The sequence below is a fragment of the Delftia sp. K82 genome (assembly GCF_002193035.1).
GTDB classification, from domain to species: Bacteria; Pseudomonadota; Gammaproteobacteria; order Burkholderiales; family Burkholderiaceae_C; genus Comamonas; species Comamonas acidovorans.
Genome location: NZ_MYFL01000001.1, coordinates 1,215,886 through 1,231,736, shown reverse-complemented (window position 1 = coordinate 1,231,736; position 15,851 = coordinate 1,215,886). Strand labels below are relative to the sequence as shown.

Here is a 15,851-nt window from a genome sequence, read left to right as displayed (position 1 = left end):
TCAGGCCGGGCCGGCCCAGGTAACCCTGCGCCAGCGCCTGCCCGCCCAGATAGAGTTCGCCGGCCACGCCTGCGGGAACCAGTCCCAGATCCTGGCCCAGCACCAGGGCCTTGGTCGCACTGACGGGGCGGCCGATGGGGACCGGGCTGCGGCCATCGTCGCGGCAGGTCCAGTGCGTCACGTGGATGGCGGCCTCGGTCGGGCCGTAGAGGTTTTGCAGGCTGACGCCGTGCAGGCGGCGCAGGGCCTCGCGCTGTGTCTCGGCCGGCATGGCCTCGCCGCCGCAGATCACGTAGCGCAGGCGGGTCTCCTCCTCGATGCCTTCATGGGCCAGAAACGCCTGCAGCATGGCCGGCACGAAGTTCAGCGTGGTGATCTGGTGGCGGCGGATCAGCGCGACGATGCGCTCGGGATCGCGATGGTCGCCGGGCCGGGCCACCACCAGGCGCACGCCCGCCGTCAGCGGCCAGAAGATTTCCCAGGCCGAGACATCGAAGCCGAAGGCCGCCTTGTGCAGCACCGCGTCGGCCCGCGTGAGCCGGTAGTGGTCCTGCATCCAGGCCATGCAATTGGACAGCGCGGCATGCCGGTTGGCCGCCCCCTTGGGCCGGCCGGTGGAGCCCGATGTATAGATCACATAGGCCAGATGGTCGCCATGGACCGCCACGCCGGGATTGTGGTCAGGCCCCGCGTCCAGGTCCAGGCCGTCGAGCTCGACCACGTTCAGCGCCTGCGCGAACGGCAGGCGCTCGCGTGCCTTGCGCTCGGTCAGCAGCAGGGCAATGCCGCTGTCCTGGGCAATGTAGGCCAAGCGATCCACCGGGTACTCCATGTCCAGCGGCACGTAGGCGCCACCGGCCTTGAGCACCGCCAGCAGTCCCGCCACCATGTCCACCGAGCGCTCCAGCGCAACGCCCACGCGCACGTCCGGCCCCACGCCCAGGGCCATCAGCCGGTGGGCCAGCCGGTTGGCACGGGCGTTGAGCTGGGCCGAGGTCAGCGCCTCGTCGCCATGGACCAGGCAGACGGCATCGGGCTGCTCCCGCACGCGGGCCTCGAATTCCCGGTGCACGGGCAGGGCCTCGGGATGGGACTTGCCATTGAGGCTCCACTGCAGCAGCCTGTCCCGTTCATGCGCGGGCAGCACCGCAATCGCGGTCACGGGCTGGCCGGGGTCGCGCGCCAGGGCATCGGCCAGGCCGTCCAGCGCCTCGTGCATGTAGCCGCACATGCTGTGGGCATTCACCGCATCGATCACATGCGCGATCAACGTGAAGCCCTCGCCCGTGTCGTTGACCGACAGGCCGAACGGGAAGTTGGTGCGCTCGTGGCTTTGCAGTATCTGCACGCCGGTCCAGGCATCGCCAGCGTCCGCGTCCTGCAGCGCCGTGTGCCGGTAGTTGAGCAGGGCCGTGAACAGCGGCGCCCCGCCGGCCAGGCCGCTGCAGGACTGGGCCATCGACAGGCTGGCATGCTCGTGGTGCAGCAGGTCCGTCAGCGCGGACTGGGTCTGGCGCAGGGCCTGGGCCACGCCACGACCGGCCAGGCGAACGCGCAGCGGCAGCGTATTGATGAACATGCCCAGCGCGCGGGCCGCGCCCTGCTGCGCCTGCATGCGGCCGAACAGAACGGTGCCGAACACCACGTCGTCCCTGCCGCTGGTCCTGGCCAGCACCAGGGCCCAGGCCAGGTGGAACAGCGCGGCGGCGCTGACGCCGTGGCGTCGGGACTGCTGCCGCAACCGGGCGGCAAGGCCGCCGTCAAGCACCTGCCGCACCTCGTTCGTGCGCGCTCCGTCGCCCTGGACGTCCAGCAGCCCGAAAGGCGCCGTGGGCTCCTGCACATCGCCCAGCATGGCGCGAAAGAACGCCTCATGCCCGGCCGTGCCCTCGCCCGAGCGCGCCTGGGCCACGAACCGGCGGAACGGCAGCGGCCGGGGCAGCGCACTGGAGCGGCCCTGCTGGATCAGCGCGATCTCACCGATCACCTGCTTGAGCGTGGTGTTGTCGTCCACCATGTGATGGGCCAGGATCTGCAGCAGCCAGCGCTGGCCCGGCGCGTCGTGCGCGGCCACCAGGTGGATCAGCGGCGCCTTGCGCAGGTCGATGCGGTAGCCCTGGGCGCAGGCGGCCAGCCGGGCCTGCGCGTCCTGCGCGTCCTGCGCGTCCTGCGCGTCCTGCGATGATGCCGCTGTTCCGCCCTCCTCCAGCCAGGGCAGCGGCAGACGGGCCTGCCGGCAGACGACCTGCACGGGCGTCGCCAGGCCCTCCCAGAACACGGCCGTGCGCAGGATGTCATGCCGCGCGACCACCTGGTCAAAGCTCTCGGCAAACCGCTGCAGCCGCTCGCGCGAGTCGAAGCTCAGCGTGTGCGAGGTGACATAGGCATCGCCCTCGGACTGCAGCAGGTGGTGGAACAGAATTCCCTCCTGCAGCGGCGCCAGCGGGTAGATGTCCTGGATGTTGGCTGCGCCACCGGGCACCGCAGCGGCAATGCGTGCAATCTCATCTTCATCCAGCGCCACCAGGGTCAGCATGTCCGGCGTGATCGCCGTGCAGCCTTCGGGGATGCCATTGGGCGGCACGTCGATCTCGCCGGCCACCTGCGCACCTTGCTCACCCTGCTCACCCTGCTGCTCCTGCCGCACCGCCTGCGCAAACTCCGCCAGCCTCGGATGCTGGAACAGCGTGCGCACCTGCACGCGCAGGCCCTGGGCGCGTACGCGCTCCAGCAGGCCCAGGGCGAGCAGCGAATGCCCGCCCAGCTCGAAGAAGCCGTCCTGCCGGCCCACGCGCTCCACGCCCAGCACCTCGGCCCAGATCTTCGCCAGCGTTTCTTCGAGTTCACCTTGCGGTGCCTCGTATTCCTGCGCACTCGCCATCTCCGGCTCGGGCAGCGCCTTGCGGTCCACCTTGCCGTTGGCCGTCAAAGGCAGGGCTTCGAGCACGACGATGGCCGAGGGCACCATGTAGTCGGGCAGCGCCTGGCCCAGCCGCTGCTTGAGCTGGCTTTCCTCCACCGCGTCACGCAGGGAGACATAGGCGATCAGCCTTGCACCATCCCTGGCCAGCACCACGGCCTCGCGCACCTCGGGCTGGGCCAGCAGCTGCGACTGCACCTCGCCCAGCTCGATGCGGAAGCCCCGGATCTTGACCTGCTGGTCGGCACGGCCCAGGTATTCGAGTTCGCCCTGAGCGTTCCAGCGCACCAGATCGCCCGTGCGGTACAGGCGCTCGCCCGTCTCGCTGAACGGGTTGGCAACGAAGCGCTCTGCCGTCAGTCCTTGCCTGTTGAGATAGCCGCGTGCCAAGCCCTCGCCCGCCACGAACAGCTCCCCGGCCACGCCCTGCGGCAGCAGGTTCAGGCTGCCATCGAGCACATACAGGCCCAGGTCTGGAATCGCCACGCCAACAGGGCTGCGACCACCCTCCAGATCCGCCTTGGTGATCTGCCGGTACGTCACATGCACCGTGGTCTCGGTGATGCCGTACATGTTGATGAGCTGCGGGGCCTGCTCGCCAAAGCGCTCGAACCAGGGCCGCAGGCTCTCGGGCTCCAGCGCCTCGCCGCCGAAGATCACCTGGCGCAGCGCCAGGCCAGCACTGCCTTCTTCATCCTGCTCCACCGCATGGATCAGCTGCCCGAAGGCCGAAGGCGTTTGATTGAGAACCGTTACGCGCTCGGCACGCAGCAAAGCCAGGAAGTCCTGGGGCGAGCGGCTGACCCAGTACGGCACCACCACCAGCCTGCCGCCCGTGCACAGGGCGCCGAAGATCTCCCAGACCGAGAAGTCGAAGGCGTAGGAATGGAACAGCGTCCAGACGTCGTCAGGCCCGAAGCCGAACCAGGCATCGGTGGCATCCAGCAGCCGTGCCACGTTGCGGTGGCTCAGTTGTGCGCCCTTGGGGCGGCCCGTGGAGCCCGAGGTGTAGATCACATAGGCCAGGCTGTCGGCCGAGACTTCAACCTGCGGATCGGTATCGGGTTCGCCCGACAGGTCCAGCATGTCGATCTCCAGCACCTGCAGCGCAGCGGCGCCGGGAATGCGCTCGCGCACCGCAGCCTGCGTCAGCACCAGAGAGATCCCGCTGTCGGCCACCATGTGCGCCAGCCGGTCGGCAGGGTAGTCCGGGTCCAGCGGCACATAGGCGCCACCAGCCTTGAGGATGGCCAGCAGTCCCACCACCATCTCCACCGAGCGCTGCATGGCAATGCCCACGCGCGTCTCCGGGCGCACACCCAGGGCGATCAGGCGGTGGGCCAGGCGGTTGGCCCGGGCGTCGAGTTCGGCGTAGGTCAGTTGTGCGGACTCGCAGGTCAACGCCATCGCATTTGGCCGCTGCTGCGCGCTTGCCGCAAAGCGCTGGTGCAGGCAGGCGGGCTGCGCAGGGTTGAGGGCAGGTCCATTGCGGGTACTGCGGCGCGCACTGCGGTCCAGAAGCTGCGCCTGCTCATCGCCGGGCAGCAGCTGCACCTGGTCCAGCGCGCACTGCGGCGCATGCGCCAGCGCCTGCAGCAGCAGCGACAGATGCGCGCCCATGCGCTGCACCGTGGCCGGCTCGAAGCGCTCGCGCACATAGGCAAAGCCCAGTTGCAGGCTGCCGTCGGCGCGGCGGCTGGCGTGCAGGGTCAGCTCGAACTGGGCGGCCAGGCCGTCCAGCTCCAGCTTCTGGATCTCCAGGCCCGCCAGGCCGGCCGCCTCTTCGTGCTGGTAGTTCAGCATCACCTGGAACAGCGAGCTGCCGTCCAGGCTGCGGCGCGGCTGCAGCGCCTCGACCAGTTGCTCATAGGGCAGGTCCTGGTGGGCCAGGCCCAGGCGGACCCGCTCGGCCAGCTGGGCCAGCAGCTCCTGCAGGCGCATGCGGGGATCGAGCCGGCCACGCATCACCAGCGTGTTGACGAAGAAGCCGACCAGCGGCTGGGCCTCGGGCTGGTTGCGGTTGGCCACGGGCACGCCCACGCGGATATCGGTCTCGGCGGTATAGCGGTGCAGCAGGGCCTGGAAACCGGCCAGCAGCGCCACGAAGAGGGAGGTGCCCTGCTCGCGGGCGCGCTGCTCCAGTCCGGCCACCAGGCTGGCGGGCAGATCCAGCCGGTGCCAGGCGGCATGCCAAAGGGTCTCGGCGCCCGGCGCGCGGGCATGGTCGGCGGGCAGTTCAAGATGCAGGTCCTGCCCCCCGGCCAGTTCGGGCAGCCAGTAGTCCAGCAGGCGCTGCCTTTCCCCGGCCTCCAGCCAGTCGCGCTGCCAGGCGGCGTAGTCGGTGTAGGCAATGGGCAGCGGCGGCAGGCGGGTCGGGCGCTGCTGCACCAGTGCCGCGTACAGGCCGGCGAACTCCTCCAGCAGGATCTGCATGGAGCGGCCGTCGGAGATGATGTGGTGCATCACCACCACCAGCAGGTGCTGGCGGCTGTCCAGGCGGACGGCGGCCACGCGCAGCAGCGGGCCGCGCGTCAGGTCAAAGGGCGTGAGGCACAGGCGCTCGGCTTCGGCCAGGGCCCGTTCGCGCCGCTGTGCGGCAGGCAAGGGGGTCAGGTCGATCAGCGGCAACTCCAGGGCCAGCTGCGGCACGATGCGCTGCCGCGCCAGGCCGTCGGGGCTTTCCTCGAACACCGTGCGCAGTCCGCCGTGGCGCTCCAGCAGCACGCCGAACGCCTGCCGCAAGGCCGCCAGATCCAGCTCGCCATGCATCCACGAGGCCTGGGCGATGTGGTAGGCCGAGCTTTGCGGGTCCAGCTTCCACAGGAACCACTGGCGCAGCTGCGCATGGGACAGGGCTTCGGTCTGGTCGGGCGATGGTGCGCGGACAGGGATGGGGAAGTGCGAGAGATCCAATCCCTCGGCCCGGATCTTTTGCAATGCCAGCGTGCGCTGGGCAGGGCTCAGGCTTGCAAAGCGCTCGGCGATTTGGCGCAGGCGGCCACGGTCCATCAGATATCTCCCAGAGTTTCGAGAAAGGAATCCAGCGCATCGAGCGCCTGCGCATCCGCGCCTGTCGTGCCTGTTGCACCCGCAGCATCCGCGCTGCCATGGGCCGGCAGGCGCACCAGGCCCGCCATGTCCTGCAGCACCGGGGTGCGGAAAACGTCCTGGGCGGTCAGCCCCGCAGCGCCTGCCCCCTGCAGCCGCGCCAGCAGTTGCACCACCTTGAGCGAGTGCCCGCCGCGCTCGAAGAAGCTGTCGCGGCGGTCCACGCGGCCACTGCCCAGCAGCTCGGACCAGAGCCCGGCCAGCATTTCCTCGGCCTGCCCCGAAGGCGCCTCGTAGGACGGGCCGGACGATGCCTGCGCCGCAGGCAGCGCGGCACGGTCCACCTTGCCGCTGTTGTTCAGCGGCAGCGTGTCCAGCACCACGATGGCGGATGGCAGCATGTAGTCGGGCAGGCCGCTGGCCAGTCTTGCGCGCAGTGCCGCAGCGTCCAGGGGCGGGCCTGCATGCAGCGGTGCATGTAGAGATACGTGCGCCACAAGGCGCGTATCGCTGCCGGACCCCGCTGCCGTGACCACGGCCTCGCGCACCTCGGGCTGGGCCAGCAGCGCGGCCTCCACCTCGCCCAGCTCGATGCGGTGGCCGCGAATCTTGACCTGGTGGTCCAGCCGGCCCAGGTATTCGAGCGCGCCATCGGCATTGCGGCGCACCAGGTCGCCCGTGCGGTACAGGCGTTCGCCAGCCTCACCCGGACCCGCGAAAGGATCGGCCACAAAACGCTCCGCGCTCAGGCCCGGCCGCTGCCAGTAGCCGCGCGCCAGGCCCTGGCCGCCAATGAACAGCTCCCCGGCCACGCCTTGCGGCACGCAGCGCAGTCCTTCGTCAAGCACCAGCAGCCGGGTGGCCGCGATGGCCTGGCCCAGGGTGGCGGCATCGCCCTGCACCTGCTGCAGGCTGGACCAGATCGTGGTCTCGGTCGGGCCGTAGAGGTTCCAGAGGTCCACGCCCGCCGCGCGCAGCAGGGCGATCAGGTCCGGTGCAAGCGCCTCGCCGCCGCACAGCGCCTTCAGCGGCCGTGCCGCCTTCCAGCCACCGGCCAGCAGCAGGCGCCAGCCCGAGGGCGTGGCCTGCATCACGCTGGCGCGGCTGCGCTCCAGCAGCGCCGCCAGCGCGGCCGCGTCGCGCACCTGTTCGCGCCCGGCCACCACCAGCTGCGCGCCCACGGCCAGGGGCAGGAAGATTTCCAGGCCCGCAATGTCGAAGGACACGGAGGTCGTGGCCAGCACCACGTCCTGCGCCTGCAGGCCCGGCTGTGCCGCCATGGACTGCAGGAAGTTGGAGAAGGCCGCATGCCGCACCACCACGCCCTTGGGCCGCCCGGTGGAGCCCGAGGTGTAGATCACATAGGCCGCCTGGTCGCCATGCACCTCGACGCGGGGCGCGCGTTCCGTGCCTGCCTGCGGCCCTGGCTCCCTTGCCTCCACTGCCTCCAGCACCTCCGGTACCTCCAGCGCCTCCAGTTCCAGCACCTTCGGCACGCTGGCGGCGAGCAAGGCCAGCCGGCCCGGCGCCAAGCCCGAGGCCAGCGCCAGGCAGGCCCCGCTGTCCTGCAGCATGTACTGCATGCGCTCATCGGGCAGCGCCGGATCGACGGGCACGTAGGCGGCGCCCGCCTTGAGGATGGCCAGCAGGCCGGCCACCATGGCGGCCCCGCGCTCGGCCACCAGGCCCACGCGCTGCCCGGGCCGCAGCCCCTGGGCGATCAGGGCCTGCGCCAGGCGGCTGGCCCGCCGGTCCAGATCGCCGTAGCTGAACACCTGCCCGTCCGCAGCCAGGGCCGGGGCCTGGGGCCGCTGCCTTGCCTGCGCCTCGAACATGCGGTGCACCGGCAAGGCCTGCGGCCAGGACCGGGGGTTGCCGGCCTGCGCCAGCAGCGCCTGGCGCTCGGCCGGGGGCACCACGTCCAGCGTGCGCAGGTCGCGGCCGGGCTGCTGCTGCAGCGCCTGCACCAGCGCCTGCAGGGCCTGCTGCATGTAGGCGCAGACGCGCCCGGCCCCTACGCTGCGCACCACCTGGGCGACGAGCACAAAGCCCTGGCCGTCGTCATCCACGGCCATGCCCACGGGATAGTTGCTGCGCTCGGGGCGGCCCAGCACCTGCACGCCGGCCCGGGCCAGCTCTTGCGCAGCACCCTCGGCCGCGCCATGCCGGTAGTTCAGCAATGCGCTGAACAGCGGCGTTCCCGCAGGCAGGCCGCTGCAGCGCTGGGCCAGCGACAGGCTGGCATGCTCGTGCTGCAGCAGCGCCGCAAGCGCCGCCGCCGTGCTGCGCAGGCCCTGGAGCACGCTGCCTTCGCCCAGCGGCAGCCGCAGCGGCAAGGTGTTGATGAACATGCCCAGCGCCTGCTGCGCACCGGCGCCGCCGTCCATACGGCCCATCAGCACGGTGCCGAAGACCGGCTCCTGCCTGCCGCTGGTCCGGGCCAGCACCAGCGCCCAGGCCAGGTGGCAGAGCGCGGCGGGGCTGACCCCGTGCGCACGCGCCTGGCCGCGCATGCCCTGGGCCAGTGGGGCGTCCAACCGCAGGCGGGCCTCCTCCATGCCACGGCCATCGCCTTGCACGTCCAGCAGGCCGAAGGCGGCCGTGGGCTCCTGCACATCGGCCAGCATGCGGCGGAAGAACCGCTCGTGCGCCTCGGCCGCCACGCCCTGGCGCGCCTGCGCCACAAAGCGCAGGAAGGGCACGGGCACCGGCAGCTCGGCCGCACGGCCCTGCTGGAGCCGCAGCACTTCCTGCAGCAGCAGGTCCAGCGTGATGCGGTCCATCACCAGGTGGTGACTCAGCAGCTGCAGCAGCCAGCGGCCTTGCCCGGCATCGTGCGCGGCCCGCGCCCCTATCATCGGCGCCTGCCGCACGTCCAGGCGCAGGTCGTGGCTGCGCAGTTGCTCCAGCATCTGCGGCACCAGTGCCTCATGTGCCTCATCCGCATCAGGCCACTGCAGCTGCAGCGGTGCCTGGCGCAGCACCACCTGCACGGGCTCGGACAGCCCCTCCCAGAGCACGGCCGTGCGCAGGATGTCATGGCGCGCAATCACCTGGTTGAGGCTGTGCACGAAGGATTGCAGCTGCTCGCGCGTCCCGAAGCTCAGCAGGTTGGGCGAGACGAACACATCGCCCCCGGACTGCAGCAGGTGGTGGAACAAAATCCCCTCCTGCAGCGGCGCCAGCGGGTAGATGTCCTGGATGTTGGCTGCGCCACCGGGCACCGCCTGCGCAATGCGTGCAATCTCATCTTCATCCAGCGCCACCAGGGTCAGCATGTCCGGCGTGATCGCCGTGCAGCCTTCGGGGATGCCGTTGGGTGGCACATCGATTTCGCCGGCCACCTGCTCCCCTTGCTCACCCTGCTGCTCCTGCCGCACCGCCTGCGCAAACTCCGCCAGCCTCGGATGCTGGAACAGCGTGCGCACCTGCACGCGCAGGCCCTGGGCGCGTACGCGCTCCAGCAGGCCCAGGGCGAGCAGCGAATGCCCGCCCAGCTCGAAGAAGCCGTCCTGCCGGCCCACGCGCTCCACGCCCAGCACCTCGGCCCAGATCTTCGCCAGCGTTTCTTCGAGTTCACCTTGCGGTGCCTCGTATTCCTGCGCACTCGCCATCTCCGGCTCGGGCAGCGCCTTGCGGTCCACCTTGCCGTTGGCCGTCAAAGGCAGGGCTTCGAGCACGACGATGGCCGAGGGCACCATGTAGTCGGGCAGCGCCTGGCCCAGCCGCTGCTTGAGCTGGCTTTCCTCCACCGCGTCACGCAGGGAGACATAGGCGATCAGCCTTGCACCATCCTTGGCCAAAACCACGGCCTCGCGCACCTCGGGCTGGGCCAGCAGCTGCGACTGCACCTCGCCCAGCTCGATGCGGAAGCCCCGGATCTTGACCTGCTGGTCGGCACGGCCCAGGTATTCGAGTTCGCCCTGAGTGTTCCAGCGCACCAGATCGCCCGTGCGGTACAGGCGCTCGCCTGTCTCGCTGAACGGGTTGGCAATGAAGCGCTCTGCCGTCAGTCCTTGCCTGTTGAGATAGCCGCGTGCCAAGCCCTCACCCGCCACATACAACTCTCCCGCCACGCCCTGCGGCAGCAGGTTCAGGCTGCCATCGAGCACGTACAGGCCCAGGTCCGGAATCGCCACGCCAACGGGGCTGCGGCCTCCGTCCAAATCCGCCTTGGTGATCTGCCGGTACGTCACATGCACCGTGGTCTCGGTGATGCCGTACATGTTGATGAGCTGCGGGCCCTGGTCACCGAAGCGGTGGAACCAGGGCCGCAGGCTCTCGGGCTCCAGCGCCTCGCCGCCGAAGATCACCTGGCGCAGCGCCAGGCCAGCGCCGCCCTGCTCGTTCCCATCTTCCTGCTCCACCGCATGCACCAGCTGCCCGAAGGCCGAAGGCGTTTGATTGAGAACCGTTACGCGCTCCGCACGCAGCAAGGCCAGGAAGTCCTGGGGCGAACGGCTGACCCAGTAAGGCACCACCACCAGCCTGCCGCCCGTGCACAGGGCGCCAAAGATCTCCCAGACCGAGAAGTCGAAGGCGTAGGAGTGGAACAGGGTCCAGACATCGTCCGGGCCGAAGCCGAACCAGGCATCGGTGGCATCCAGCAGCCGTGCCACATTGCGGTGGCTCAGTTGCGCGCCCTTGGGTTTGCCTGTCGAGCCCGAGGTGTAGATCACATAGGCCAGGCTGTCCGGGTTCACATCGACCTGCGGATCGGTATCGGGTTCGCCCGACAGGTCCAGCGTGTCGATCTCCAGCACCTGCAGCGCAGCAGCGCCGGGAATGCGCTCGCGCAGCGCAGCCTGCGTCAGCACCAGGGAGATCCCACTGTCGGCCACCATGTGCGCCAGCCGGTCGGCAGGGTAATCCGGGTCCAGCGGCACGTAGGCGCCGCCGGCCTTGAGGATGGCCAGCAGGCCGGCCACCATCTGCACCGAGCGCTGCATGGCGATGCCCACGCGGGTCTCCGGCCGCACGCCCAGGGCGATGAGGCGGTGGGCCAGGCGGTTGGCCCGGGCGTCGAGTTCGGCGTAGCCGAGAACGTGGTGCTCGAAGGACAGCGCCTGCGCCCCGGCTCGCGCCAATGCCTGGCTGGCGAAGCGGCCGTGCAGCGTCTGCGCTGCGGCCGGCCGGCCGGCAGGCAGGCCGGCGGCGCGGCCCCATGCCTGCTGCCTGTGCAGCTCGGCCGCGCCCAGCAAGGCGACCTCGCCCACCTTGCGGGCCGGATCATCGGCCAGCGCCTGCAGCATGGCCACATAGTGGCCGGCCAGCGCGCCGATGGTGGCGGCCTCGAACAATTCGCGGGCATAGGTCAGGCGCAGGTGCAGGCGGCCCTGCGCATCCTCGGTGGTGTCCACGGTCAGCTCGAACTGGGCACCCTGGCCCTGCAGCGCATATTCCTGCAGCTCCAGCCCAGGCAGTTGCTGCAGCGCGCTGCGGTCCTGGCGCTGGTGGTTGAACAGCACCTGGAACAGCGGCTGGGTGCCGGCGTTGCGTTCGGGCTGCAGCGCCTCGACCAGTTGCTCGAAGGGCAGGTCCTGATGGGCCTGCGCGCCCTGGGCGGCCTGCCGGGCCTGGTCCAGCAGCTGCGCCAGGCCCATGCGCCCGTCCAGCGTGGCGCGCAGAACCTGGGTGTTCACGAAAAAGCCCACCGTGCCCTGTGTTTCCACCCGGTGGCGGTTGGCAATGGGCACGCCCACGCGAATGTCTTCCTGGCCCGTGTAGCGGTGCAGCACGGCCTGCAGGCCGGCCAGCAGCAGCACGAACAGCGTTGCGTCCTGCGCCTGGGCGCGGCGGCGCAGGCTGCCGACCAGACCGGCCGGCAGCTGCAGGCCATGGCTGGCGGCCACATGGTCCGCGCCGGGCCGGCGCGGGTGGTCGGTGGGCAGTTGCAGCACCGGGTGCGTGTCGCCCAGCTGGGCGCGCCAGTAGGCCAGTTGCCGCTGCCGCTCGCCGGCCTCCAGCCACTGGCGCTGCCAGGCCGCGTAGTCGGCGTACTGCAGCGGCAGGGGGGCGGCCTGCGGCACCTGTCCCTGGCACCGTGCGCGGTACTGCTGCACGAATTCATCCACGATGATCTGCATGGACCAGCCGTCGGAGACGATGTGGTGCATGGCCACGACCAGCAGATGCGCCTCGGCCGACTCCCGGATCAGGCCCACGCGCAGCAGCGGCCCAGCCTGCAGGTCGAAGGGCTGGCGGTGCACGGCAGCCGCCGCCTGTTCCAGTTGTTCCTGGCGCTGCGCAGCGGGGAGTTCGGACAGATCCGTTTGCTCGACCCGCACACCGCCCTGTGCGGCGATCACCTGCACCACCTGCCCGTCCCCGCCCATGCGGAACACCGTGCGCAGCGACTCGTGGCGCGCCACCAGCGCGTCGAAGCTTTGCTGCAGCGCCAGCACATCGAGCGTGCCCAGCAGACGCAGCGCCCCACTGATGTGATAGGCCGTACCGGCCGGCTCCAGCTGCCACAGGAACCACTGGCGCAATTGCGCAAAGGACAGCGGCAGCGGGCCACTGCGGTCGGCCCTGGGCAGGGGCGCCGCGCCTTCGGTCTGCTCGGCGCCGGCGACCGGCCCCTCCACCAGCCGTGCCACACCCGCCGGCGTCTTGCCCGTGAACAGCTGCTTGGGCGTGAGCTTGACGCCGCGCTTGCGGGCGCGCGCCACCAGCTTGAGCGCGAGGATGGAGTCCCCGCCCAGCGCGAAGAAGTCGTCATGCCGGCCCGCGCGCTCCAGGCCGAAGAGGTCGGCCCAGACGGCGGCCAGCGCCTGCTCAGCCTCGCCTTGGGGCGCCTCGAAAAGATCGGCGGCCGCCTGCTCCGGCACGGGCAGGGCCTTGCGGTCGATCTTGCCGTTGGCCGTCAGGGGCATGCCCTCCAGCACGGTGATGCTGGCGGGCACCATGTATTCGGGCAGCGCCTGCGCCAGCGCGGCGGCCCACCCCGGCCTGTCGGCGGGCAGGCCGGCCTGGGGCACGGCATAGGCATGCAGCTGCATGCGCCCGTCCCCGCCCCCATCCCCATTCCCGTCCAGCCGCGCCACGACTTCGGCCTGGGCCACGCCGGGCACGGCCTGCAGCGCCAGCGCCACCTCGCGCAGCTCCACGCGGTAGCCGCGCACCTTCACCTGGTCGTCCATGCGGCCCAGGAACTGCAGGCTGCCATCGGCCAGCATGGTCACGCGGTCGCCCGTGCGGTACAGGCGCTCGCCCGGCTGGAACGGGCTGGCCACGAATCGCTCTGCCGTCTGCCCGGGCCGGGCCTGGTAGCCGCGCGCCAGGCCCGGCCCGCCCAGGTACAGCTCGCCGCTGGCGCCCAGGGGCACGGGCTGCAGGTCGGCATCCAGCACCAGGGCGCGGCTATTGGCCAGCGGCCCGCCCACGGGCAGGCTTTCGCCGCCGCGCAGCGCCTCGCCCGCCTCCTGGGTGAGGATGCCCACCGTGGTTTCGGTGGGGCCGTAATGGTTGAGCACGCGGCAGCCGGGTCTGAGCGCGGCGATGCGGTCGATCAGCGGCCAGCGCGTGGCCTCGCCGCCCAGCACCAGGCGGCTGGCAGGCAGCACGTCAGCGGGCATGCCGGCATTCAGCAGCCCCTGCAGATGGCTGGGCACGATCTTGAGCACGTCCACCCGGTGCTCCGCCATGTAGCGCGCGAAGCCGTCGGGGTCGAAGGCCAGTTCGGGCGCCATCAGATGCAGCGCGCGCCCCGAGCACAGCGCGCCGAACAGCACGGTGTGCCCCAGGTCCGCCGCCACGGTCGAGACCATGGCCATGCTGCGCGCCGCCTCGGGCAGGTCCAGCCGCTGCAGCACGGCCTGCACATAGTGGGCCAGCGCCCCGTGGCTGACGACCACGCCCTTGGGCTGCCCGGTCGAGCCCGAGGTGTAGATCACATAGGCGCCCTGTGCGGAATGCGGCGGCGCGGCCGGCGGCGCCTCCCCCGCAATGCACGGCTCCTGGCAGGCATTCAGGTCCAGGCTCAACAGGGGAACGCCCGCGTCCCAGGCGGGCGCCTGCTGGCAGAGCATCAGCACCGCGCCGCTGTCGCGCAGCTGCCAGGCCAGCCGCTGCGCCGGCAGGCCGGGGTCCAGGGGCACATAGGTGCCACCGGCCTTGAGCACGGCGAGCAGGCCCAGCACAAAGGCGCAGCTGCGCTCGGCATGCAGGGCCACGCGCACATCGGCCCCCACGCCGCGCGCCACCAGGGCCCGGGCCAGCTGGTCGGACTGCCGGTCCAGCTGTGAATAGTCCAGGGCCGAGCCCGCGTCCCTGACCGCCGTGCCATCGGGATGGGCCTGCACGGCGCGCGACCAGAGCTGCAGCACGCTGTCGGCGCCAAAGGCCTGCACCGGGCCTGCAGACTCCGACACGCGGCCTGGCAGCGACAGCTCGCCGAGCCTGGGCTGCCTGTCGCTGATTGCGCCGGTGACCTGCAGCGCAAGGTCCTGGAATGCGGCGGCCATGTCGCGCACCACGGCCTCGTCGAACAGGGCATCGGCATAGATCAGCACGCAGTCGATGCCGTCCTGCCGGTCGGTGAAGTCCAGGCTCAGGTCGAAATGCGCCTGGCCGCTGGAGACGGCCTGCATGGCGATCTCCAGGCCTGCGATGTGGCGCGCGGCCGAGGCATCTTCCTGCTGGGTGCACTTGACCTGGAACAGCGGGTGAACGCCCGGCTGGCGGGCCGGCTGCAGCGCCTCGACCAGCAGGTGGAACGGCAGGTCCTGGTGGGCCTGCGCGCCCAGCACCGCCTCGCGCACCTGCGCCAGCAGCGCGCCGAAGTCCTGCGCGGGATCGATGTGCGTGCGCAGCACCAGCAGGTTCAGGAAGTAGCCGATCAGCCCATGCGTCTCGGCCTTCTGGCGGTTGGCCACGGGCGTGCCCACGCGCAGCTCGCGCGTGCCGCTGAAGCGGTACAGCACCAGCTTGAGCAGGGCCAGCATCACCATGAACAGCGAGGCGCCATGCGCGCGGCCCAGGGCACGCACGCGGGTGGCCAGCGCAGGGGGGAGCGTGAACTCCAGGCGCTGCTCCTGTGCCTCCTGCGCGGCCGCCCTGGCCTGCTTCATCGGCAGGGCCAGGGCCTCATGCTCGGTGCCCAGCCGGGCGCGCCAGTAGTCCAGCTGCCGCTCGCGCTCACCGGCATCGAACCAGCGGCGCTGCCAGACGGCGTAGTCGGCGAACTGCAGGGCCATGGCCGGCAGGCGCGATGGCTGCTGCGTGCGCAGGGCCTCGTACAGGTGGAACAGCTCCTCGACCACGATGCCGTTGGACCAGCCATCTCCCGCAATGTGGTGCAGCGACAGGCCCAGCACATGCTCCTGCGCGCCCAGCCGGCACAGGACGGCGCGCAGTGGCATTTCCGTGTCCAGCGCAAAGGGCTGGCGGGCCAGCAGCAGCACCTGGCGCTGCGCCTCGGCCTGCGGATCGCCGTCCGCCCATGCGCCCAGATCGACAAGGCGCAGGGGCACGGGCGCGACGGGCTGGATGGACTGCCGGGGCTCGCCGTCCTCACCGGCCGGATAGCAGGTGCGCAGGATCTCGTGGCGCTCGGCCAGGGCCTGCAGCGCCTGCTCCAGCGCCAGCGCATCCAGCGGCCCCTTGAGCGACAGCGATCCCACCATGTTGTAGGCGGGGCTGGCGGGCTCCAGCCGCCAGGTGAGCCAGAGGCTGCGCTGCGCGGGGGACAGGGCAATGGCCAGCGTGCGGTCGCAGCGGGTGATGGTGTGGGCCGTGTTGCGGGCGTGGCCGTCCGGCAGGCCACCTGCGCCAGATGCAGCGGTTGCACCGGATGCACCCCGGAGCCTCAGGGCCAGTGCGGCACGCTGCGCATCGGACAGGCGGGACTTGCGGGAATCGAGATCGTTCAGGGACATGGTGG

Annotated in this window: 2 protein-coding genes (1 of these 2 running past the window's edge); both read right to left on the bottom strand. The window is 70.9% G+C overall.

Annotation, left to right across the window (positions count from 1 at the left end; translation table 11 throughout):
- Nucleotides 1-5,929, bottom strand: partial view of a non-ribosomal peptide synthetase gene (locus KDK82_RS05265; protein ID WP_088164194.1) — the start only. It extends 12,605 nt beyond the left edge of the window; only the first 5,929 of its 18,534 coding nucleotides appear in the window; it begins with the start codon at nt 5,927-5,929; its stop codon lies off the left edge, out of view.
- On the bottom strand, nt 5,929-15,846 hold the full coding sequence (locus tag KDK82_RS05260) for a non-ribosomal peptide synthetase (protein WP_179217851.1): 9,918 nt from the start codon (nt 15,844-15,846) through the stop codon (nt 5,929-5,931). The genes KDK82_RS05265 and KDK82_RS05260 overlap by 1 nt, the downstream gene beginning before the upstream one ends.
- Nucleotides 15,847-15,851 lie beyond the last annotated feature (5 nt).

Excerpts from the sequence above, each read along its gene's own strand:
- KDK82_RS05260 (WP_179217851.1), bottom strand. The coding sequence starts at position 15,846 with ATGTCCCTGAACGATCTCGATTCCCGCAAGTCCCGCCTGTCCGATGCG.